Raw genomic sequence first — 20180 nt, 5'->3', positions numbered from 1 at the left:
ACTTACTCAAAAACAAGAACTATTTTGAAGAATTTCGAATTTTTTTGTTAGGTTGCTTAAAGTTAAAATAGAAATTAAAGATAGTAGCAATTAGCAGCAAAATAAATGAAACTGCCATAATTTCATGAATACCACCATGAAAAATTTCACGCATTTCTGGTAACAATTGTTGCGGCAAAAGCTTAGCGGACTTGGCATCACTTAATTCATTCATCATGTGCATCGTTATGTTATGATGCTGGCCAATACCACTAGCTAAAGCCAAATTCATAATAACACCATAAACAGCCGCCATAACGGTTTGAGCTAAAATTCTAATCAAGTAAGACGTCGAAGTGGCTGTTGCCATATCTTTTATCCCTGCATCAATCTGTACTTTTACCTGAAGTGCTACAAAAATAAAACCAACACCAATTCCAGAAAAAGCTCCTACTACAATTAATACCCACAACGGTGTTTGATTGTTCGCTAAGAAAAGTCCTCCAGATGAAATCATCATTGTAATAATCCCAATCATCACTAAAGTAAAAGTTCTAATTTTTTCTTGAATTGTAGCAACAGTCTGGGAAGCAATAATTTCAACAACTGAGTTAGGAATCAAGGTCATTCCACCCATTAAAGCCGACATCCCTAAAAGTGCCTGTGCCCACATTGGTAAGTAAGTATTTACAGCAATAAAGGCTCCCCACGTAGTCGCAAATAAGATTAAGTCTCCATTCAAATCTTTATTTTTAAAGATAGATAAAGGAATAATTGGGTTGTCTGCCTTTGCCTCGTGGAAAAAGAAAAAGATTAAAAGAACTAAACTGAATAAGATTAGTCCAACTACAATCCAAGTTGCAGTTAATCCTAAAAGCTGAATTCCCATTAAAAACATAATTAAACCACTAACGAGTAGAAATGCACCACCTAAGTCAAAGACTGGCGCTGATTTTGGCGTTACCGGCTTGTAGTAAATTAATGAAATTAACAAAGCCACTAATCCAATCGGAATATTGATATAGAAAACCCAATGCCAAGACAAAGCATCAATTAACCAACCTCCGACTAATGGTCCAAGAATTGCCGCCCCATTAAAGCTTGCTGTTAAATATCCCAAAATTTGAGTTCTCTTTTTGATATTTGGAAAAACATATCCCGCAATGATATAAGGTAGTGATCCCATTCCACCGCCACCAATACCCATAATCATTCTTGCGACTAAGAAGAAATAAATATTGGGTGCTAATCCTTCTAATGTTGACCCCAAGACAAACAATGCTAGAGCAATTTCAAAGGCTAACTTATTGGTGATTTTCTCACCAATTTTAGTCCAAATTGGAATTGAAACTGACATCCCTAAAAGATAGATCGCTACGATCCAACCCATAAATTGAATTCCATGTAATGCCGATACAATCGCAGGAATTGCAGTATTCGTAATTGTCCCATCTAATCCAGCCATCACGTTTCCGAGCATTAAAGCAATCGTAACCATCGTGATCTGTTTTTTATTCATTAAATAACTTCCCCCAACAATGAAAAAGAGCTCTATTACATCAAGTAATTAGAGCTAAGACATTTATCTTTATATTATGCAAATATTTTGCTCAAAAATGCAAGAATCTTAAAAAATATCTATGATTTTTCCAAAACTTTCGGTATAATCAGTAGCTGTGTTTATTTTTCACTTATTTTTTCAAGAGAGGAAAAAGTATCTATGGAACATAGTTGGATACTCAAGTATTTTGCCGAATTTTTCGGTACTTTAATTTTAGTATTATTTGGTAATGGTTCAGTTGCAAACTCCTTCTTAAAGGGTACAACTGGTAACGCTCCTGATGGTAAAGCTAACGGTGGTTGGATCTTAGTTGCCTTCAGTTTTGGTTTTGGTGTAATGCTTCCAGCAATGTTATTTGGTTCAATTTCAGGTAACCACATTAATCCGGCTGTTACTATTGCACAAGCAGCTGCTGGTAACTTCCCTTGGTCACAAGTTGCTCCTTACATTGCTTGCCAATTATTAGGTGCAATTTGTGGTCAATTGCTTGTTTTAGCCGTTTACTGGCCACACTTTAAAGAATCTACTAATCCTGATATCGTATTTTCTTGTTTTGCCACTAGCGATTGTACTAACAGCAAGTGGAACGGTTTCGTTTCCGAAGTAGTTGGTACTGCAGTTTTAATGTTTGTAGCAATTGGCCTTTACAAGGGGATGTTCTTCAAGCAAGCTGTTGATATTGCTAACATCGGTGTCGGATTCTTAATTACTGCTTTAGTTATGGCACTTGGTGGTCCAACTGGTCCTGCTCTTAACCCAGCACGTGACTTCGGTCCAAGACTTGTCTACTCACTCCTACCAATCCCTAATAAAAAAGGTGGCGCACACTGGAGTTATGGTTGGATTCCTGTTGTTGCTCCTACTTTAGGTGCAATTATTGGAATTTTCCTTTACAAGATTCCTTTCGGACTTTAATTAAATGAAAAAGGTAGATCGATTGATCTACCTTTTTTTAGTGCTCAAATACCTTATTAGCTCTTCTATTAAATGCATAAATAGCAAATAAAGAAACAATCATTGCTGTACCGTAGATTAATAGAATTAATCCCCATGGAGATGCCTGTGCTTCCATCGTTCCAATATTGGGCTGTAAATCCCATAAGAAGTGTATAACGATACACAACCAAATGCGATTAGTAAAAATGTGAACGTATGATAATATTAATCCGCTAGCTGCAGCGTAAAATACTTGTTGCATAGTAGCATTAATAGCTGCTCCATGCATTAAATTAATTAAATGGAATAATCCAAATAAAACAGATGAAGCTAAACAAGCCCAGACTAAAACATATTTTCTATTTTCAAAAATTTTAGCAAATAAATTAAATAGTAAAACTCGGCATAAAACTTCTTCGCCAATTCCTGCAGCCAAAGCAACACAAATGGATCCCCACATCATTTCAGGCATTGACTCAAAAACTTCTGCCCAACTTACTACGCTACCCAATAGAGCATAGAGTAAGATCACTAGAGCACAAAAAATAATTGTGACAATCTTTACTTTTCCTTCTTTAGGCAATTTAATAAAAACTTTGTCTGTCTTATAGAACTTTTTAAACATTATTGCCAAAACGCAGACAATACCTAAATACAAAATTTGCATCCAAATCGATTGAGACTGAAATTCTAATCTCCCTGCTAGGGAATAAATCACTAGATAAATTATAGAAGCAATTAGCATCCATTTAATTGATGCATTTGTTTCACTGATTGCTAAATAACTATCTTTTTTCATTATCTTTCCTCAACTTTTAACCTATAAACCTATCAATGTAGCCAAACAAATCACTAAGGGAATAGTGATAATTGCCACCAAAGTCGATAAACACATTAATTTTGTTGGAAACTTCACATCAAAATTACTGAGCAAACTAAAGAGAACTACAACACCTGCAACGGGGCAAGACGCCATAATTAACGTAGTCATTTTGGCAATTGCTGGTAATGGCAAAACGCATAAGATCCCTAAAATAACTATTGGAAAAAACAGATTTCTAATAAAAACCCCGCTCCAAGCTAATTTATCATGCCAATCCTCTTTTAAATTAATTGCACCAAGATTTGTACCAATTACAATCATACTTAAAGGTGTATTCAAATTAGCGATATAATTCATCGGATCTGAAACCACATCAGGCAATTTAAACTGTGTTATGAACAAAATCATCCCAATGACTGCCGCAATAATATTAGGATTAATCACGGCTTGCCCTAAACTTTCTCTAAATGACTGTTTCTTTTGTGTAAACATCCTAATTCCGTGCGTCCACATGAAAATGTTATAAACAATCAAATAAGGAACTGCAAAAAAGACCGCTTTAGTTCCTAGAATTGCCTGTACTAAAGGAACTCCCATGAAACCGGCATTAGTATAGGTGCCTGCATAACGCAATACTGTTCTTTTCTGACGATCTTTAACCCAATTTTTACCAAAAATAGCATTACTAGTAATAATTTTAAAAACAAATAAAAAAACTACAAGCGAAAATACCAGACCAAATTGTAATAATCTAGCAGCCGAAAAGGATTGTCGAAATGAGTTAATAATCAAACAAGGAGACACTACATATAAAAGTATCTTAGTTAGGTCCTTAACTGTTTGCTCATGTAGAAACTTAACTTGATAACAAATCCAACCAACAATCATCAAAATGAACATAATTACTACTTGTTTTGTTGGTAGTAATAAAGACATCAAAGTCCTCCATTCTTAAAGCTACAATTTTCTAAGTGATCATTAATTAATCCAATAGCTTGCAAAAAAGAGTAGATAGTTACCGGTCCAACAAATTTAAAGCCTATTTTTTTCATTTCTTTTGAAACTTCTTTTGACAAATCATCTGAGGCTGGAACATCTTCCATTTTTCGCGGATGATGCATTATTGGCTTAGGAATGAATTGAGTAAGAAATTCACCCAAAGTTTGATTTTCTTTTTCGAGTTTAACTAACATTTTTGCGTTATTAATTGCTGCATTAATCTTTAAGCGATTACGTACAATTTCTTTATCTTGCATCAATCGTTCAAAATCATTCTCATTAAATTTAGCAACTTCATGATAATCAAAATTTGCAAAAGCTTTTTTAAAGTTTTCCCGTTTATTCAAAATTGTTTCCCATGATAATCCTGATTGAAAACTTTCTAAAACTAACATTTCATATAGATAGTTTGAATCTAAGTTTAATTTTCCCCATTCTTGATCATGATACTTTTGATACAGAGGATTTTTACTGTTTCCCCAACTACAACGTCTTACTTCCATACCTGCCATCCCCTTTTCACCAATTATAACAAAATAGACAGACCCAATAGTCTGTCTATTTTTAAAATTTTTCAACCTGATATATTCGATTCATCAAAGTAGTCAGATCGCTGTTTCGTTGATGATAGGCAACAGTCAAATAAAGACAATTGCTTGTTACTTGTATTCCTTCAAATTCAGTACAAAAGTCTAGTGCATCTAATTTTAAGCTGTTGTCTAGATTTACCACTGACCATTTACTTGAATCAGATATTCCCCAGGGAATTTTAACAATTTCACGTGGTTTACCTTGTTTTGGAAATCCTAAGAAAGTTGTATGCGGACTGGGCTGACTGGAAATATAAATGTCTTTATTATCATCGATGCCGTAGCCTTGAATTGAAATAATCTTCTGATCGTTAAAATGCGGAATATTAAATGCACCTAAACAATTCAAATTTTGAATATTAATATCTTCAGATTTTTCTTCTGCCTCATCTAACTTTTCATTAACTTCATTAAGATCATAAATAGCAAAGTGTCCTGTATGATTAATGTCTATACTTGCAATTAAGAAATATTGACCATTTGGTGATACAGCTGCTTCTACTCTAACTAAATCTTTCCCAGGATAGGCTACACCTCCATCACCATAGTTTGAACCAGCTCTATTAAGATAAGAAAGTCGTGGCAATTCAGTATTATTAGTAAAAGTTTGAGTTTGATATCCAGAAACTGCTACTCGCGCAATCTGAGTAGTCCAATAGGTATTGCCATGCCTTTTAGGCTTAGTACCAACAAACCACTTGTTATCTTCTCCGCTTTGTACCCAAGTTTGAGTATGTCCACCTGCTGTACCAGCTGAATTTGGTCCTTTTAAATATAAAATTGGCTGCTCCTCATTAAAAGTCACAGTTTCACTGTCATTGGGAGTTTGATAAACAATAATGTCACTCTGTTTATGAAGTAGTTGTAAAACAAAAACGTTACTTCCATCGATTGCTGAAGCCTGAACAACAACGTGATGTATATTTTCTAATTTATTTACTAAACGTATTTGTGTCTCTTTTCCAATCATAACTGGACAAATCCTTTCTTTATCTATCCTGCTTTCAACTTTATTATGAGCGATTTGAATCTAGACAACAAATAAAGTAAACTGCTAACATAAATCTAATTAGGATGGAGAAAAAGATGAATCAAAAGAAGATAAATATTTTTACCTTTAGTGGCATCTGGAGTTTTATTATTGGAATCTTAACTGCTTTATATTTAAATATTATCAATTACATTATTGATTTTATTTGGGGATATTTTAATCATCATGTCTCTTCTCCACTACACAATTTTTATCCTTTTCTTATTTGTATACCCATGGGAATTATTATTGGAATCTTAGTCAAGAAACTAGGTTCTTATCCACTCACTATCGAAGAGGTACTCCATAGCGTCCGAAGTACTGGCAAACTTGACTACCATTCTTGGTGGAAATCACTTACTCTCGGTCTATTATCTTTAGGTGCAGGCGGAAGTATTGGTCCAGAAGCCTCAACTACAGTTATTTCCTCGGGAATGATTAATTGGTTGGGCGATAAAATCAGGATCATCTCTTCTAACTATCATGGCTGGATCCATTTCTGGCAAGTTGGAGTCTCAAAAGAAGAACTTGCTAACTCGCCTAAATTTAGCGAACTTTTCAAATCCAAGACTCATAAAAAATGGTTTATAATTTTTAATATTTTAATTGGACTACTTGGAACAATTTTAATTTTTAAACTCTTTCCTGAAGAAGGAGCTTTTGGCATTCATAAACGTCCTATTACTTGGTCATGGTCTATTATTTGGTACGGCATCATTCCAATCTTAACTGGGCTAGTCTTTGCCTACTTTTTCTTATATTTAGAAAAAGTATTTACCAAGTTAGAATCTTGGAAATTGTCACCAATTTTTAAAGCAGGTCTATGGGGACTTATTCTTAGTTGCTTAACTTTGATTACCAACTACGCCTTATTTTCTGGAGAGTTTCATATCGTACCATTTTCTAAGACTGCACTTTCATATTCTCCTTTGTTTTTGCTTTTAATCGCACTAGTTAAAACTCTTTCTACCCATGCCGGTTTTGCATTAGGCTGGAGAGGCGGTAAGATTTTCCCTGCTATTTTTGCCAGTGTAGCTGTTGGAGCAGCTGTAGCTCAGTTCATCCCAATTCAACCAGCAATCACTGTATCATTAGCAGTAGTTGCAAGTATTACGATTATTTTAGAAAAGCCGCTACTTACAGCTATTTTATTAATCTTCTTACTTCCAATTTCTTTGGCTCCATTGATCTTTCTTACAGCTTATGTTGTCATCTTGATCCATAAATTTATTTTGTCCAAAGTTGACCTAAAATCTTTTTTCTAATTCAATTTTGTTCCTATGTCAACATGACCAACCGTCTTCTTTAATTTAATATTTTGGCCATTAAGATTAGTAATAATTAACATAGTAGTCAAATCATAACCTTCTTTTTCAATAGTCGCTCTATTTACCTTTACGATGGGTTGACCGGCCTCAACTTTATCACCCTGATCTACTAAAATATCAAAACCTTTTCCTTGAAGGTTTACCGTATTAATTCCGATGTGAACTAATAGTTCTACTCCTTTTTTGGTAGTGATACCAAATGCATGTCCTGTTGGAAACAGAGCTGTTATCTTACCATTAGCTGGGGCACAAACAAAGTCACTATCTAATTTAATTGCCACTCCTTTACCTAATGCTCCACTAGCAAATGCTTCATCTTTTACTTCTGCTAAAGGCTCTAGTTCCCCTTTAGCCACAGAGACGATTGCATCATCAGGATATTTTTTACGAACTGGTTCTGTTAATTTCTTTTCTTGCTTATCATCAATTCCTAAAACAAACGTTACAGCTGCCGCTACCACAATAGTAGTAATAATTCCGACTACAATGGCTAAAGCAGTCTTTTCAAAAACTGGAATTGCAAAAATATTTGAATATCCCATAATATACGCACGCGCACCCAGAAGGCCTGCTACAATACCACCCACGAAGCCTCCAGCCATGACGCCATACATTGGCTTTTTATATTTCAAATTGATTCCATATAATGAAGGCTCAGTAACACCTGCTACAATCGCACTTACTGCTAAAGACCATGCCTCACTTTTTAGTTTTTTATCTTTAGTTTTAAGTGCTACACCAATATTGGCGCCACCCTCAGCCATATCATGAAGTAGAAAAGCTGGTTTTAAAATTGGGTCATATCCCGGATTGCTGATTAATTGTGGCATAAATGGGGCTAAGGCTACGTGCATACCCGTCATTACTAACCAAGGTAAAGCTGCTGCCAACAAACCTACAGCTAATGGGCCAACGGTTTTACTTAAGAACATCACTGCTATAGCAATTCCTTGTCCAAGGATATCTCCAAGAGGACCTAGTATTAAATACCCAAGAGACCCAGCAATAAAAATAGTGCCCATTCCAACTAAAACAGATTTAAAAATATTAGGTACACTTTTATTCAAAAATTTTTCTACCCAATATGCTAACAGAGAAATAAGTAACGCAGGCAACAATGAAGTCCCATAATTAATTACCTTAACCGGTAAATTAAACAAAGTGACATTTATTGAACCCGGATATGCTGTTATACGGGTTAACAAATTTCTAAAAGTTGGATAAAGCAACGCAGCTGTCGACATCATTGCATATGCAGGTGTACTACCTAATTTTATTGCAGCACCATATGCAACCATAATTGGCATAAAGAAGAATGGCGCATCTGCTATTGCTGAAATCAAAATATAGTCGGTTGACTTAGCAAAAGCGGGACTTAAAAATGTAACAATTAACAATAAAACAACTTTTAACATACCACCTGCAATTAGACCGGGAACCATAGGCGTAACCGCAGCCTGAACAAAACTAAGACTCTTATTTCCTAACGTTTTCCAAGTCAATCTTTCTTCTTTGGACTTCTTCAAATTTTCATTATCTGGTGAAATAGTAGTCAATTTAAAGTCATTATTAATCGCCTCAAAAGTTGGAATTAAATTTGGTCCTAAAATCACCATATATTGCCCACCAGAGTAAACTACACCCAAAACTTCTTTAATGTTTTCTAATGCTTCTTTATTAACTTTTGATATATCTTTAAGTATAAAGCGCAGACGAGTCGTACAATGAGCTAAGCTTTCAATATTATTTGGGCCACCAAGATTTTGAATAATTTCCTTTCCCAATTCATGATACTTCATTTTTATTCCCCCATTTAAATACATACGAACTTATCTTATCACCTATAAAAATCGTCCTCAATAAAGCCCTTAAGGAAATAATATTATTATTATAAAAATAAGTGGGAGAATAGCATTGGTTTAACGCAGACACACTAAATGATATTTGTAAATTTCTAATATTTTAAATTTTAATATGTACAAAAAAAGACTCCCTCATGGAGTCTTTTTCTAGTTATTAAACTTCTTTTAGAGCATCGTCAATTGGCGTGTTCCCACTACTCATCGGAATAACCTTATCAACTGTATTTGGATATTTCAAAATTTCAGCTAATGTTTTAGCAACATCAGGAATGGGATTTGAATCTGATGGCTCAGCATCAAGTTGAATATTACCAGTTCCTGCTTTTTCAGTGAGATTGCTTGGTTGTAAAATTGTATACTCAAGTTTAGTTGAATTCATCAAATAAGTATCAGCAAAGAACTTAGCTGCAAGATAATCTTCAAGTCCTGGAATTTTTTTCCAAGCATCTGTATCTAAGCTAAGCATTGAACTAAGCATAATATAGCGTTTCACACCAGCTTTTTCTGCAGCCATCATGGTCTTAATTGCACCCATTGCATCAGTTTGAATTAAGTCTTTACCTCTTGAACCAGCAGTAAAATAAATAACGTCAAAACCGGCTACTTGCTTAGCAATGTCATCAACATCAGCATGCAAATCTAACTTATCTGCCGTAACGCCATCAAGTTTAATAATATTTTCTGGATGACGTGCAGCTGCTGTAACAGTATTGCCGTCTGCTACTAAATCTTTAATTAAATCAGTGGCTACTCTTCCGGAGCCACCAAATACAAAAATTTTAGCCATAATTTTCCTCCTAAGAAAAACATTACAAGGTAATCATAGCTTACTTTTTATTAGTAGTCCAAAATTTACACTTATTTTTTAGTAGCACATTGATACAGACACATCTAATTTGCATATACCTCATGCTTTAAAATTCCCACATAAGGTAAGTTTCTATACAAACCATTATAATCTAACCCGTAGCCAACTAAAAACTCATCTGGAGCCTTAAAACCATAATAATCGGCATGAAAATCTACAACACGAGTTTCAGGCTTATCAAGCATTGCAACAACTTCAACGCTCTTAGCACCGCGATCCTTCATCACTTCACTAAGTGCTTGTAGGGTACGACCAGTATCAATAATATCTTCCATAAAAATCACTGGACGTCCCTTTACATCTGACTTAATATCTTGCGTAATCTTTACTTTTCCTGTTGATTCAGCGCCAGCATAACTAGAAGCCTTAATAGGATCAATAGTTAACTTAAAATTCAATCGCTTAATCATATCACTAGCAAAAATCATGGCACCATTTAAGACTGGAATAACAATTGGTTCTTCATCTTTATACTTTAGGTTTAATCCTGCAGCCATTTCATCCATACGACCATCTAAGTCGTTTTGAGTATACAATATACGTTCGATATCGTTATTCATTCTATAATTCCTCTTCATTAAAATCGTCAATGATGAAATTTTAACATAAATAGAGAGATTTTTTTAGTCTTTTTACACTTATTTATTAATTATTTTTGTAAAACCATATAAAATTGTTCGTATTTATCAAAAGCAATAAAATTATTTATAGTTTTTTAGACTTTCTCTTAAACATAAGTCACAAAAAATTCACAAATCCACTCTAAGATGGATATCAATCAAGTAAAGAAAGGAATGGTTTACATGATATTATTAATAATTTTAGGTATTAGCGCTGCAGCAATATTAGCTACAAACGCGGCTATTGTAAATAAACCAGTTCCAGTTCCTGTAAAGGTTCGTAGGAAATAAAACCATAACTCTATTCTTCATTTTCCTCTTTTTTAGTATTAAACAAAAACCTCGTTGCTACTTAGAACAACGAGGTTTTTGCGTTTTCTTATTCTTTTCTCTGATAACTATTTTTAATGCCTAGCCTTTGACGATATTTAGAAATCGTCCTCCGACTAATTTGAATATTTCTTTCTTTAAAGCTAATTACTAATTGATCATCACTTAATGGAGTACTTTTATTTTCTTTTTCAATTAGTTTTTGTAGCATCCCTTCAAGTTGCGTTTGAGTTACGTTATTAACGCTCTTTCGTGGAAATAATAATTTAAGACTAAATATTTTTCCCTGACACTCTACATATTTATCTTTAACTGCTCGACTAATGGTACTGGTAGCTAGATTTAATTCTTTTGCTACCTCATCTAATTTCACACTTACTAAATCCTCTTCATTCATAGAAGACAAGTATTTCCTTTGTTTTTTTCCTAGAACTTTTCCCAATTTTAATAATGTTTCTTTACGTTGTTGAATAGCGAAATATAGATTATCAAAATTTCTTTTTTGACTAACAAAATATTTTTTATCTTTATTTTCACTATTATCCTTTAATTTGGAAAAATTTTCTTTGTTAAAAATTATTTCTGGTAAGTTAGAACTAGAAGTAGTAATCATTAGTTTGTCATTATCAAAATAGAACTTTATATCAGGAATAAGATATTGCGCTTGTTCACCAACCTCATATTCACTTGCAGGCATTGGATTTAAAGTTTGGATTGATTTCAAAGCTAATAGTATTTCTTTACGCTTAAATGAAAGTTCGTTCCACCTATTTGGATCAGCTATTTTTTCTAATTCTTCATGTTCTAATAAACTCAATGCTAATTTATTAAAATTAACCTTATTTTTAGCTTGAATTAATAAACACTCAGTTAAATCCTTAGCACCTATTCCTAAAGGGTCTAATCTATGTAACTTTTCTCGTCCTGCTTTAAGTTCTGCTAGAGAAAATATCGATCTACTTTTTAAAGACTCTAACTCGACTCTTAAATAACCATCACTCTCTAAATTATAAATTAAAAAAGTAACAACTTTCTTTTCTTTATCAGACCAATCGCTCATTCTTACTTGGCTTAATAAATGATCTATCAGATTTTCAGTATCTTCAGATTGAATCCAATCTAAGTTTTGCAATTCTTTCTTTGTATATTTCAGTTCAACAAATGGATTCTCTTGTGCAAATTCTTGAACTACTTCGCCTAAATCATGAGCATTATACGATAAAATTTTCAAATTTTGTTGTAGCTTTGTAGACAAAAAAAGTCGAGTCACAAGCTTTTCCTGTACTTTAAGTGCCATACCTTGAGCTTGTATCATCAACTTTTCTCCTAACTAAATACTTACCATTTGTATCCGCATAATATTTTTATTCATTGAAATATCTTCAATAACTTCTGTATAGTTTAATGAATGAGGAATTTCTATCTCGTAAATATTAACATAGATCAGTCCTTCTGGCTTTTGTGTAACCTTAAAGTTAACATTCATTACAGTAATATGATTTTTTTCAAAATAATGTTGAATAAATTCTTTTGTTTCAATTTTATGTTTATATTGTATTTCTAGCCTTTTCATAGCATGAACTTGAATTAATTTCTTTGAAAAAACTAAAACCAAGACTACTGCTACCGCGCCAGCAATACCTATTGTATAGTCTCCCATTCCAATCGCCAGTCCAATTCCTGCAACTGCCCAAAGACTAGCAGCTGTTGTTAAGCCCAATACTGTTCGATGTTGAACTAATATTGTGCCAGCACCTAAAAATCCTATTCCTGAAACAACTTGCGCAATTAACCTTGCCTCGTCTGCTCTCACTATTCCAGCAAGCTTAGGTTGATGAATAGCGATTTGAATAGCATCATAACCGATCTTCTCCTGAATTAAAGCAATAATACAAGCGCCAGCACAAACCAAAGCATGTGTCTTAATTCCAGCAGGACGATTTTTATGTTCGCGATCATAGCCAATGACACTAGCAATGAAAACAGAAAGCGCTAAGCGCACAATTATTTCAGGGAGCGTCACTGCTACATGCATTTTAAACCACTCCGATTAAACCTAAAACAATAGAAAGAACTAATACCCCTAACAAAATCCAGTTAACATTGACTTTCTTAGATAACAACCAGTAACAAACAAGAGTTACAACCAGCGGTACCAAGCCAACCCATAGTTGATCCAAGTAGGTCTGAATCTTAATTGGCTTACCACCTTCAATTGGAATACTTAATTTAGATTCAAATTTAACCATAGTTGCTGTCATACAGCCAATCATTAATAAACCCAAAGTTGAAGCTGCCTTATTTAATAGCTTCATACTGCCACTCTTATACATATCTTGTATAAAAGTATCTCCGACAGTAAAGCCCATATAAGTTAAATAGTAACGCGTAGCAATTGAAGGGATATTGTAAATCAATAAAAATAAAATTGGACCTAAAATAGAACCTTGACTTGCTAAGCTAATACCAACACCTGCAGCAATAACTCTTAATACACCCCAGAAAATTGAATCACCAATTCCTGATAATGGTCCCATCAGAGAAGTCTTAATAGCAACCGTAGAATCTGGATCAAAATTTGGATCTTGCGCAGTTTTCTTTTCCATTGATGCAACTAAGCCCATTACAAAAGTACCAACATTTTGTGTAATATTGTACCAAGTTGTATGGCGCATCATTGCTTTACGATGTCCTTCTTTATCTCCTTTAAAATATTCGTCTAAAGCAGGCATGATTGAATACATGAAGCCTGGTGCATGTGCTTTTGTAGCTCCAGCTCGGCTAGCAAAAACTGTAAAGGAGCGCCAAAAGATTTTGTTGATTATTTTTCTGTCTTTAGGTGAAACATTCTTAGTGATTTTCATGAGAAAAAGTCCTCCTCTTCTTCATCCATTTGATTATTTGCTTCTGTATGACTAGCTGTATTTGCAACTGGTACTGCTTTTTGCTTATTTTCAATGTCCATAATTTGCTTATCACGAATCCATTGCAACACAACAATAATAATTCCGATTGCTGCTACGGCTACTGAAGGTAATTTCATATAAGCTGCTAAAACAAATCCTAAGAAATAATATGGTGATAATTGTTTACTCCATAGCATTCTCATCAAGATTGCAAAACCAACTGCTGGTAATAGTCCACCTGTTGCAGATAATCCAGCCATTAAATTAGCAGGAATTTGATTTACTAAGTGTTGAACTGGACGAGCACCAGCTAAGACTGCAAAGAAAGTTGCTAAAGAAAAAGTAAAGTAATTAATAAACCACATTCCGAAATGCAATCGCGTTAATCCTTTTGGATTATCATCTGCAGCTACTTTATCAACAAGTGGTGCAAAAATGTTCATTACGACATTCTTTAAAAACATTGAAATAAAAGCTGCAAACACACCAATTGGCACTGCTAAAGCTAAAGCAGCTTTAGTATCTACACCTAATGTAATAGCAAACGTAGTTGCTAAAACAGTAGCTGTAACAGGTTCAGATGAAATTGCACCACCAATATCGACAGCCCCCATAAAAATAGCTTCTAGTGATGCTCCAATTAAAATACCTGTTCGAATATCACCAAACATTAATCCAGCTATCATCCCTACAACTAAAGGACGTTCAATCATTGTTTGTCCCCAAAGCCAGTTACCGCCTAAACAGACAAACACACAAATCGCTGCTAGCGTTGCTGTATGTAACATATTTTTACCTCCTCGTTCTAATTAGCATCTTTCAAAATAGAAGAAATTGGAGTTTTAGCATTATTTGGTACAATTTGATGAAAGACAGGAATATCAAGCTTTGCTAGTTCCTTTAATGCTGCCAATTCCTCCGGTGTCATCATTAACGTTGATGATAATTGAATAGCATTTTCAGCATCTTTAGTAAAACGACCAACATTAGCTACATTAATTCCTTCAATATCTTTTACATTTTGAGCAATTTTTAGAGCATCTTGAACATTATTAGTTAAGGCGAAAATTCTCATTTTTGCTCCCTTAGGATTATTAAAGACTTTTATTGCATCCTCAACATTGCGAATTAATAATTTTTTTCCAGTTGGCGTAGCCATCTTCAAAGTCATCTGCACCATCTCATTGTTTGCCGCATTATCATTAGCTACTACAATTCCTGGTGTATTCAATTCTTTAGTCCAAACCAAAGCAACTTGCCCATGAATTAAACGGTCATCTACTCTTAATTGTGCAATCATAATTTTTCTCCCTTTTAAAATTTATTATGCAAAGAAGTCATTATCTGATTCTTGCTCTTTTTTATCATTTTTAATTTCAATTAATTCAACTTGACTTTGTTTAATCAAATCTTTTAGGTGTTCCTCAGTTAAAGGTTCACTATCTAGTAAAACTGACATAATTATTGCTAAATTCATTTGAGTAACAATATAAATATCTTTTTCATTAGCAGCCTCAAGCATCACCTTTTGATTTACGCTTCCTCCTTTTAAATCGGTAAAAATTACCGCTGGTCTTTTAGCTGACTTAATAAATTCTTCAATTTTAGGAGTATAGTCACTATCATCAACGTAGGCATCAATTACTTTCACTTGTTTTCCCATTCCCGTAAGGATGTCCAACGAGCTTTGTAATCCACTTGCAAAGTGTCCATGGCTAGCAATTAAAATATCCGTCATATTTTTAGCTCCTCTCTTTTTATTCTTTACACCTATTTATTAGCAAAAAGCGTGCCAAGTGATTAAAAGGCCTATTTTACAGCAAAAAAAATAAAGTGTTTATTTCTTAAACACTTTATCTTCCGTGATTAAACACTAATTAGTTATTAAATTTATTCATTAATGAATTGCTTAAATAGTTCATATAAAAGCGATATTTCATAATTGGAGATATGAATATTATATTTGAGCTCAATGGGTTGAAAAATACTATGCGAGATTTTGAAAAAATCTTTTTCAGCCTCTGTCTGTGGTTCTACCTTAACCTCCGCTGTTTTTTGAACCATTAATCTTTCAATCATTAATGCAATATGCATATATAAATTTAGCTTAACTTTTCCATCTAAATTCAAGCCATAGTACCCTTCATATTTGCTATTGATCACTTCAACTTGTCTAATTACAACATCCGGATTTAAGAAAGATAAACGTTCAGAAATACCCTCTTTAGAAAAGAAGCGTAATAATTGCTGACTAAAGAGATCAATTTCTTCCGAATTCATATAAGGAGCTAACCAACGTTTTAAATTATTTTCACCGCTCGCATCCAAAAGATCGTATAAATTCATATGCTTAAATTTAACAGCTTCTAAAATATCTAGCGTAGTTAGTACAAAAAGCGTTCGATCAAAATATGCCCACTCTTTTGATTTAATCTTTTCTTTTAAGGAACTATAGTCAACTGGAATAACCTTAATTTCTCTAGGTAAAAATGGTTGAATAATTTCACTAACTTTTTGCGCAATCCCCATCCCTGAAATACAAGAAACAAGAATATTAGGTGATTGAGAAAATCCTTCATAATACTGAACGCCTATCTCATAATCACGATCAGCAGCTTCCGCAATTTGCTTAAATGAAACATTTTGTTGCATTTTTAAGCCTAAATCAAGAGCCGTTAATGTTGTTAAATTATTAACTACTAATAAATCTCCATCTAGATGTGAACTAATTTCTGAATATAATTGACCTAAAGATCCCATATCAACCATTAAAATGAAGCCTTCTGTCGTATTAAAAGACGCCAGCAATTTTTTAGCTTCATCAATAATCGGATCAATCCCAGTATCAATTGGCATATCTAACGCATCAAATACATAAGTTCCACATAACGAATTAACAACAGTCTGAATACTCGTGGCAGTACTTTCACCATGAGCCACTATTAATCCACGAAGCCTAATCCTTTCATCTACGTGATCACTTAATAGAAGTGCCAAAATCAACTCAAGAGTTTTTTGACTTCTCAATACTAATACAGGTAACTCGCTATAAAATCTTTCTGCTACATGTAAAGAGCGAGGAATTATACTAGAAAATTCTTCACGTAAATTAGTAATTATTTCATCCTTTATTTCAAAATGATACCTATAAAGTAAATATAGGACTGGTTCTAAATATGAAGTATTAGACAGACCAAATTGCTTTTCAATTATCTGATGAAATAGTTTGTTATGTTGCAAATATAAACCTGATTTAATTGATTCTCGTTCTACAAAGCATTTTAGACTCTGAATTACTAATTTACATTTACTTATCTCTTCATGAGAATAGTTATTTTCGAGCTGTTTTAAACTATTTTCTAATTTCAAAAAACTTTGTTTAATCAAACTATCGCCCGAGCGTTCAAGTGGACAAGTAGGATCGATTAATAAATTTCCATATTCCACAAAATTAGGCAAATCGTCTATCATAATATTATCTAGCTGGATTTTGATTATTTCACTATTTTCTTGGTCACGATAAGCTGCTGCGCACGAAACTTTAATAATATTCTTTAAGTAGCCAATATTTCCGGGATGTTTAATCTTCAATAATGTAGAAACTACATATTTATCTACATCAATTTTTCTTTTAATGAGACGTGCTTCTTGGTAAAAAATATAGCGTAACAATTCTAGTCTTTCATCAATTGGACGACTAGCAAAATCTGGTAATTTAACATGAACAGGAACACGTCTTAAAAAAGTCGTTAACAAAACTTCTTTAGGATCTTCAGTAGTTGCCATTATTAAACGAACTTTTGACTTTATCGCACGTGAATTATCCCCCATTGGATAAAATTGTCCCGAATCAATAAATGAAAATAATTTTTCTTGATTTTCACTGCTTAACCGATGTACCTCATCTAAAAACAAATATCCACCATTTGCCTGCTTTAGAAGCCCATCCTTCGCTTGATCAGCTCCCGTATACGCTCCTTTTACATAACCAAATAACATGCTAGAAACAAGTTCTGGATTATTAGCATAATCAGCACAATTTAAAATAATATACGGAGCACTCTTTGCAATAATTCCTCTACTTTTTGCAAGTTGAAAAATTTTACTAGCTAAATAACTTTTACCTACTCCAGAATGACCCGTAATTAAAATATTTAGCCCATCTGGAGGATACATAATTGCAGCTGAAATTTGCTCGATAGCATATCTCATAGATCCACGATATCCAATAAAATCGTCAAAATCGTGATTCAAATTGGGAGTACTCTCCTTTTTGATCCATTTTACTGGACGACCAGAAATTTTCCGGATTTTCTCTTCTCTAACTAATTCATTTAAATAGTGACTAACTACAGATCTAGATAAATTTAATCCAGCAGCTAGTTCAGTAGTAGTTAACGCATGATCATGGCTAAGCATATTTAAATAAGTTAAGACATTGTTTTTTCCTTTATCCATGATTTTTCTCCATAAATTTAATGTTATAAGTATATCATAATTATGAAACCGATATCATCAACTATGCTCGTATACGTTATATAAAAGAAACTCAACTTAAATTAAAAGCCTCGTTGCTATTTAGAGCAACGGGGCTTTTTGCATTTCTTATCTTCTAATAAATTTCTGATCACTAGCTGGTATTCCATTTTCATCTGAAATATAGCGTTCCACATGCATGTGAAGATCATATTTTTCACGTAAATCTGCCAATTCCTTCATCATTGGAGACGCATGATGAGCATCAAGTGACTTTTGATCTTTCCAGCTATCAATTAAAAGGATCGTCTCTGGATCATTTAAAGGAATGAAATAGTCATATTTTTCATTACCTGACTCTTGCCTAATACGATCTGCTACACCTCTTTTTTCCATTTCTTCAGCAAATTTTCTGGCACTTCCATTTTTACCTGTATAATAAAGATTAACTGTTAATGACATGGTTAAACTCCTTCTTTCCTAATGTGAAAATCTCTTTATTTCAATTCAGTTAATGTTTTTTCAAACTCTTTACTAAAAGACGATTTCTGAATATTTTTACTAATAAAGTAAACAATTGCTTGATTATCAAAAGCTGAAAAAGCAATTCGGGCAGACCCGACAGTACCAAGGTTTAATCGAAATTCATAAATTTTTTCTTTATTAATTCTTTTTCTGCTAGCTAATTTAACCTTAGTCATCCCTGTTTCTATCTCTTTAGTAATAGCTTTCTCAATTAGCTCTTTTATTAATGTTCTTTGCTTATTGTATTTTTTTAAAAAACTTTTACACCCATGTTCATCAAATTTTATTTGCATTTTTATATATCCAAACAAAAAAAGACCCCAGAAAATCTGAGGTCTTTTTCTAATATACTTATTGATTATTCTTCGTTTAATGAAGCTTCATCAAATTGAACTGATGATTCCTTTGAGTCGATTGGTGCAGTACCCATCCATGAAATCATTTCCTTCATAGAATCAGTAATTGCGTCAGTACCAGCTCTCAAAAGCTTACGTGGGTCGTAACCCTTGTTGCCCTTGTCTAAGTCCATCTTGTCTTCGATGTACTTACGAGTTGCAGCTTGGAATGCTAATTGGAATTCAGTGTTGATGTTGATCTTAGCAATACCTAATTGGATTGCCTTTTCGATTTGGTCTTGAGGAATACCAGAACCACCGTGAAGAACAAGTGGTTCACCTGGTACAGCTTCTGCGATTTCCTTCAAACGATCGAAGTTCAAACCTTTCCAGCCTTCTGGGTAAACACCGTGGATGTTACCAATACCACAAGCAAGCTTGTCAACACCAGCAGCAACGAAAGTCTTAGCGTCTTCAACAGATGCTAATTCACCGCCATCGGCACCTTGGTTTTCACCAATCTTACCGATTTCAGCTTCAACAGAGATACCTCTTTCGTGAGCTAACTTAACGATTTCCTTAGTCTTAGCTAAGTTTTCGTCAGTTGGTAAGTTGTGACCATCAAACATAACTGATGAGTAACCAAGTGCGATACATTCCTTAGCAGATTCGAAGTCACCGTGGTCCAAGTTCAAAATAACTGGAACGTCGATGTCCATGTTGTCCATTTCGTTAAGAACTAAATCCTTAACAGTCTTGTAACCACCCATGTACTTAGCAGCACCAGTAGAAACTTGAATCAATAAAGGAGTTCTAGTTTCCTTAGCACCTCTTAAAAGTGCGCGAGTCCATTCAAGGTTGTTAGTGTTGTATGCACCTACAGCGTAGTGGTTTTCACGAGCAGCTTTGAAAATGTCATTACCATTTACTAAATAAGCCATTAAAAAAATACCTCCTAAATTTTTAACACATCATTAGTTTAACCCATTAGTGCAAAAATTAACATACTTTA

20 protein-coding genes are annotated in these 20180 nt (G+C 33.8%); 2 read left to right on the top strand and 18 right to left on the bottom strand.

The features are described from left to right. Positions 1–19: 19 nt before the first annotated feature. Positions 20–1498: an MFS transporter gene (locus QM512_RS00755; RefSeq protein WP_282805656.1), complete on the bottom strand. Its 1479-nt coding sequence runs from the start codon at positions 1496–1498 to the stop codon at positions 20–22. A 201-nt stretch (positions 1499–1699) separates the two neighbouring features. On the opposite strand from QM512_RS00755, the gene QM512_RS00750 reads away from it, so the two are divergent. Continuing rightward, positions 1700–2455, top strand: coding sequence for an MIP/aquaporin family protein (locus tag QM512_RS00750; protein WP_282805655.1), 756 nt, complete (start codon positions 1700–1702; stop codon positions 2453–2455). Between the two features lie 37 nt (positions 2456–2492). Here QM512_RS00750 and QM512_RS00745 read toward each other — a convergent pair whose 3' ends face one another. From QM512_RS00745 to QM512_RS00730, 4 genes are all read right to left on the bottom strand, one after another. Next, complete coding sequence (locus QM512_RS00745; protein ID WP_282805654.1) at positions 2493–3275, bottom strand: CPBP family intramembrane glutamic endopeptidase; 783 nt, start codon at positions 3273–3275, stop codon at positions 2493–2495. 21 nt (positions 3276–3296) lie between these two features. Next, entirely contained in the window at positions 3297–4235 is a 939-nt protein-coding gene (locus QM512_RS00740; RefSeq protein WP_282805653.1) for an AEC family transporter, read from the bottom strand. Beyond that, positions 4235–4801 carry a DNA-3-methyladenine glycosylase I gene (locus QM512_RS00735; RefSeq protein ID WP_282806432.1) on the bottom strand — a complete coding sequence of 189 codons (567 nt, stop codon included), beginning with the start codon at positions 4799–4801 and terminating at the stop codon, positions 4235–4237. The genes QM512_RS00740 and QM512_RS00735 overlap by 1 nt, the downstream gene beginning before the upstream one ends. A 61-nt stretch (positions 4802–4862) precedes the next feature. Beyond that, the gene (locus QM512_RS00730; protein WP_282805652.1) at positions 4863–5858 is read right to left on the bottom strand and encodes a class III bacteriocin; all 996 of its coding nucleotides are present in this window, start codon (positions 5856–5858) and stop codon (positions 4863–4865) included. A gap of 116 nt (positions 5859–5974) precedes the next feature. Between QM512_RS00730 and QM512_RS00725 the strand changes: the two genes are divergently transcribed. After that, positions 5975–7183, top strand: coding sequence for a chloride channel protein (locus QM512_RS00725; protein ID WP_282805651.1), 1209 nt, complete (start codon positions 5975–5977; stop codon positions 7181–7183). Here the strand turns inward: QM512_RS00725 and QM512_RS00720 are convergent. From QM512_RS00720 to QM512_RS00660, 13 genes are all read right to left on the bottom strand, one after another. Then, on the bottom strand, positions 7180–9045 hold the full coding sequence (locus QM512_RS00720) for a glucose PTS transporter subunit IIA (protein ID WP_282805650.1): 1866 nt from the start codon (positions 9043–9045) through the stop codon (positions 7180–7182). The genes QM512_RS00725 and QM512_RS00720 overlap by 4 nt on opposite strands. Before the next feature lie 217 nt (positions 9046–9262). Continuing rightward, positions 9263–9895, bottom strand: a complete 633-nt coding sequence (locus QM512_RS00715) for an NAD(P)H-binding protein (RefSeq protein WP_282805649.1) — start codon at positions 9893–9895, stop codon at positions 9263–9265. 104 nt (positions 9896–9999) lie between these two features. Beyond that, the gene (gene hpt, locus QM512_RS00710; protein WP_282805648.1) at positions 10000–10536 is read right to left on the bottom strand and encodes a hypoxanthine phosphoribosyltransferase; all 537 of its coding nucleotides are present in this window, start codon (positions 10534–10536) and stop codon (positions 10000–10002) included. 439 nt (positions 10537–10975) lie between these two features. Next, positions 10976–12241: an RNA polymerase factor sigma-54 gene (gene rpoN, locus QM512_RS00705; protein WP_282805647.1), complete on the bottom strand. Its 1266-nt coding sequence runs from the start codon at positions 12239–12241 to the stop codon at positions 10976–10978. A gap of 15 nt (positions 12242–12256) precedes the next feature. After that, complete coding sequence (locus QM512_RS00700) at positions 12257–12961, bottom strand: MgtC/SapB family protein (protein WP_282805646.1); 705 nt, start codon at positions 12959–12961, stop codon at positions 12257–12259. Between the two features lies 1 nt (position 12962). Further along, positions 12963–13790 (bottom strand): PTS system mannose/fructose/sorbose family transporter subunit IID, encoded by an 828-nt coding sequence (locus QM512_RS00695; protein WP_282805645.1) that lies wholly within the window; start codon positions 13788–13790, stop codon positions 12963–12965. After that, positions 13787–14620 carry a PTS mannose/fructose/sorbose/N-acetylgalactosamine transporter subunit IIC gene (locus tag QM512_RS00690; RefSeq protein ID WP_282805644.1) on the bottom strand — a complete coding sequence of 278 codons (834 nt, stop codon included), beginning with the start codon at positions 14618–14620 and terminating at the stop codon, positions 13787–13789. Before QM512_RS00690 ends, QM512_RS00695 begins: the two co-directional genes overlap by 4 nt. A gap of 17 nt (positions 14621–14637) precedes the next feature. Beyond that, on the bottom strand, positions 14638–15132 hold the full coding sequence (locus QM512_RS00685) for a PTS system mannose/fructose/N-acetylgalactosamine-transporter subunit IIB (protein ID WP_282805643.1): 495 nt from the start codon (positions 15130–15132) through the stop codon (positions 14638–14640). Between the two features lie 24 nt (positions 15133–15156). Next, entirely contained in the window at positions 15157–15570 is a 414-nt protein-coding gene (locus tag QM512_RS00680) for a PTS sugar transporter subunit IIA (RefSeq protein ID WP_282805642.1), read from the bottom strand. A gap of 152 nt (positions 15571–15722) precedes the next feature. After that, positions 15723–18290: a sigma 54-interacting transcriptional regulator gene (locus tag QM512_RS00675; protein ID WP_282805641.1), complete on the bottom strand. Its 2568-nt coding sequence runs from the start codon at positions 18288–18290 to the stop codon at positions 15723–15725. 147 nt (positions 18291–18437) lie between these two features. Then, complete coding sequence (locus QM512_RS00670; protein ID WP_282805640.1) at positions 18438–18770, bottom strand: putative quinol monooxygenase; 333 nt, start codon at positions 18768–18770, stop codon at positions 18438–18440. 35 nt (positions 18771–18805) lie between these two features. Beyond that, positions 18806–19126, bottom strand: a complete 321-nt coding sequence (locus tag QM512_RS00665) for a hypothetical protein (RefSeq protein WP_282805639.1) — start codon at positions 19124–19126, stop codon at positions 18806–18808. A gap of 65 nt (positions 19127–19191) precedes the next feature. Beyond that, positions 19192–20109, bottom strand: a complete 918-nt coding sequence (locus QM512_RS00660; RefSeq protein ID WP_282805638.1) for a class II fructose-bisphosphate aldolase — start codon at positions 20107–20109, stop codon at positions 19192–19194. Positions 20110–20180 lie beyond the last annotated feature (71 nt).

Source organism: Lactobacillus isalae (genome assembly GCF_947539375.1).
GTDB classification, from domain to species: Bacteria; Bacillota; Bacilli; order Lactobacillales; family Lactobacillaceae; genus Lactobacillus; species Lactobacillus isalae.
Note: the sequence above shows the minus strand (reverse complement) of the source record. Positions and strands in the feature narration are given on the sequence as shown.

Excerpts from the sequence above, each read along its gene's own strand:
- QM512_RS00755 (WP_282805656.1), bottom strand. The coding sequence starts at position 1,498 with ATGAATAAAAAACAGATCACGATGGTTACGATTGCTTTAATGCTCGGA.
- QM512_RS00750 (WP_282805655.1), top strand. The coding sequence starts at position 1,700 with ATGGAACATAGTTGGATACTCAAGTATTTTGCCGAATTTTTCGGTACT.
- QM512_RS00745 (WP_282805654.1), bottom strand. The coding sequence starts at position 3,275 with ATGAAAAAAGATAGTTATTTAGCAATCAGTGAAACAAATGCATCAATT.
- QM512_RS00740 (WP_282805653.1), bottom strand. The coding sequence starts at position 4,235 with ATGTCTTTATTACTACCAACAAAACAAGTAGTAATTATGTTCATTTTG.
- QM512_RS00735 (WP_282806432.1), bottom strand. The coding sequence starts at position 4,801 with ATGGAAGTAAGACGTTGTAGTTGGGGAAACAGTAAAAATCCTCTGTAT.
- QM512_RS00730 (WP_282805652.1), bottom strand. The coding sequence starts at position 5,858 with ATGATTGGAAAAGAGACACAAATACGTTTAGTAAATAAATTAGAAAAT.
- QM512_RS00725 (WP_282805651.1), top strand. The coding sequence starts at position 5,975 with ATGAATCAAAAGAAGATAAATATTTTTACCTTTAGTGGCATCTGGAGT.
- QM512_RS00720 (WP_282805650.1), bottom strand. The coding sequence starts at position 9,045 with ATGAAGTATCATGAATTGGGAAAGGAAATTATTCAAAATCTTGGTGGC.
- QM512_RS00715 (WP_282805649.1), bottom strand. The coding sequence starts at position 9,895 with ATGGCTAAAATTTTTGTATTTGGTGGCTCCGGAAGAGTAGCCACTGAT.
- hpt (WP_282805648.1), bottom strand. The coding sequence starts at position 10,536 with ATGAATAACGATATCGAACGTATATTGTATACTCAAAACGACTTAGAT.
- rpoN (WP_282805647.1), bottom strand. The coding sequence starts at position 12,241 with ATGATACAAGCTCAAGGTATGGCACTTAAAGTACAGGAAAAGCTTGTG.
- QM512_RS00700 (WP_282805646.1), bottom strand. The coding sequence starts at position 12,961 with ATGCATGTAGCAGTGACGCTCCCTGAAATAATTGTGCGCTTAGCGCTT.
- QM512_RS00695 (WP_282805645.1), bottom strand. The coding sequence starts at position 13,790 with ATGAAAATCACTAAGAATGTTTCACCTAAAGACAGAAAAATAATCAAC.
- QM512_RS00690 (WP_282805644.1), bottom strand. The coding sequence starts at position 14,620 with ATGTTACATACAGCAACGCTAGCAGCGATTTGTGTGTTTGTCTGTTTA.
- QM512_RS00685 (WP_282805643.1), bottom strand. The coding sequence starts at position 15,132 with ATGATTGCACAATTAAGAGTAGATGACCGTTTAATTCATGGGCAAGTT.
- QM512_RS00680 (WP_282805642.1), bottom strand. The coding sequence starts at position 15,570 with ATGACGGATATTTTAATTGCTAGCCATGGACACTTTGCAAGTGGATTA.
- QM512_RS00675 (WP_282805641.1), bottom strand. The coding sequence starts at position 18,290 with ATGGATAAAGGAAAAAACAATGTCTTAACTTATTTAAATATGCTTAGC.
- QM512_RS00670 (WP_282805640.1), bottom strand. The coding sequence starts at position 18,770 with ATGTCATTAACAGTTAATCTTTATTATACAGGTAAAAATGGAAGTGCC.
- QM512_RS00665 (WP_282805639.1), bottom strand. The coding sequence starts at position 19,126 with ATGCAAATAAAATTTGATGAACATGGGTGTAAAAGTTTTTTAAAAAAA.
- QM512_RS00660 (WP_282805638.1), bottom strand. The coding sequence starts at position 20,109 with ATGGCTTATTTAGTAAATGGTAATGACATTTTCAAAGCTGCTCGTGAA.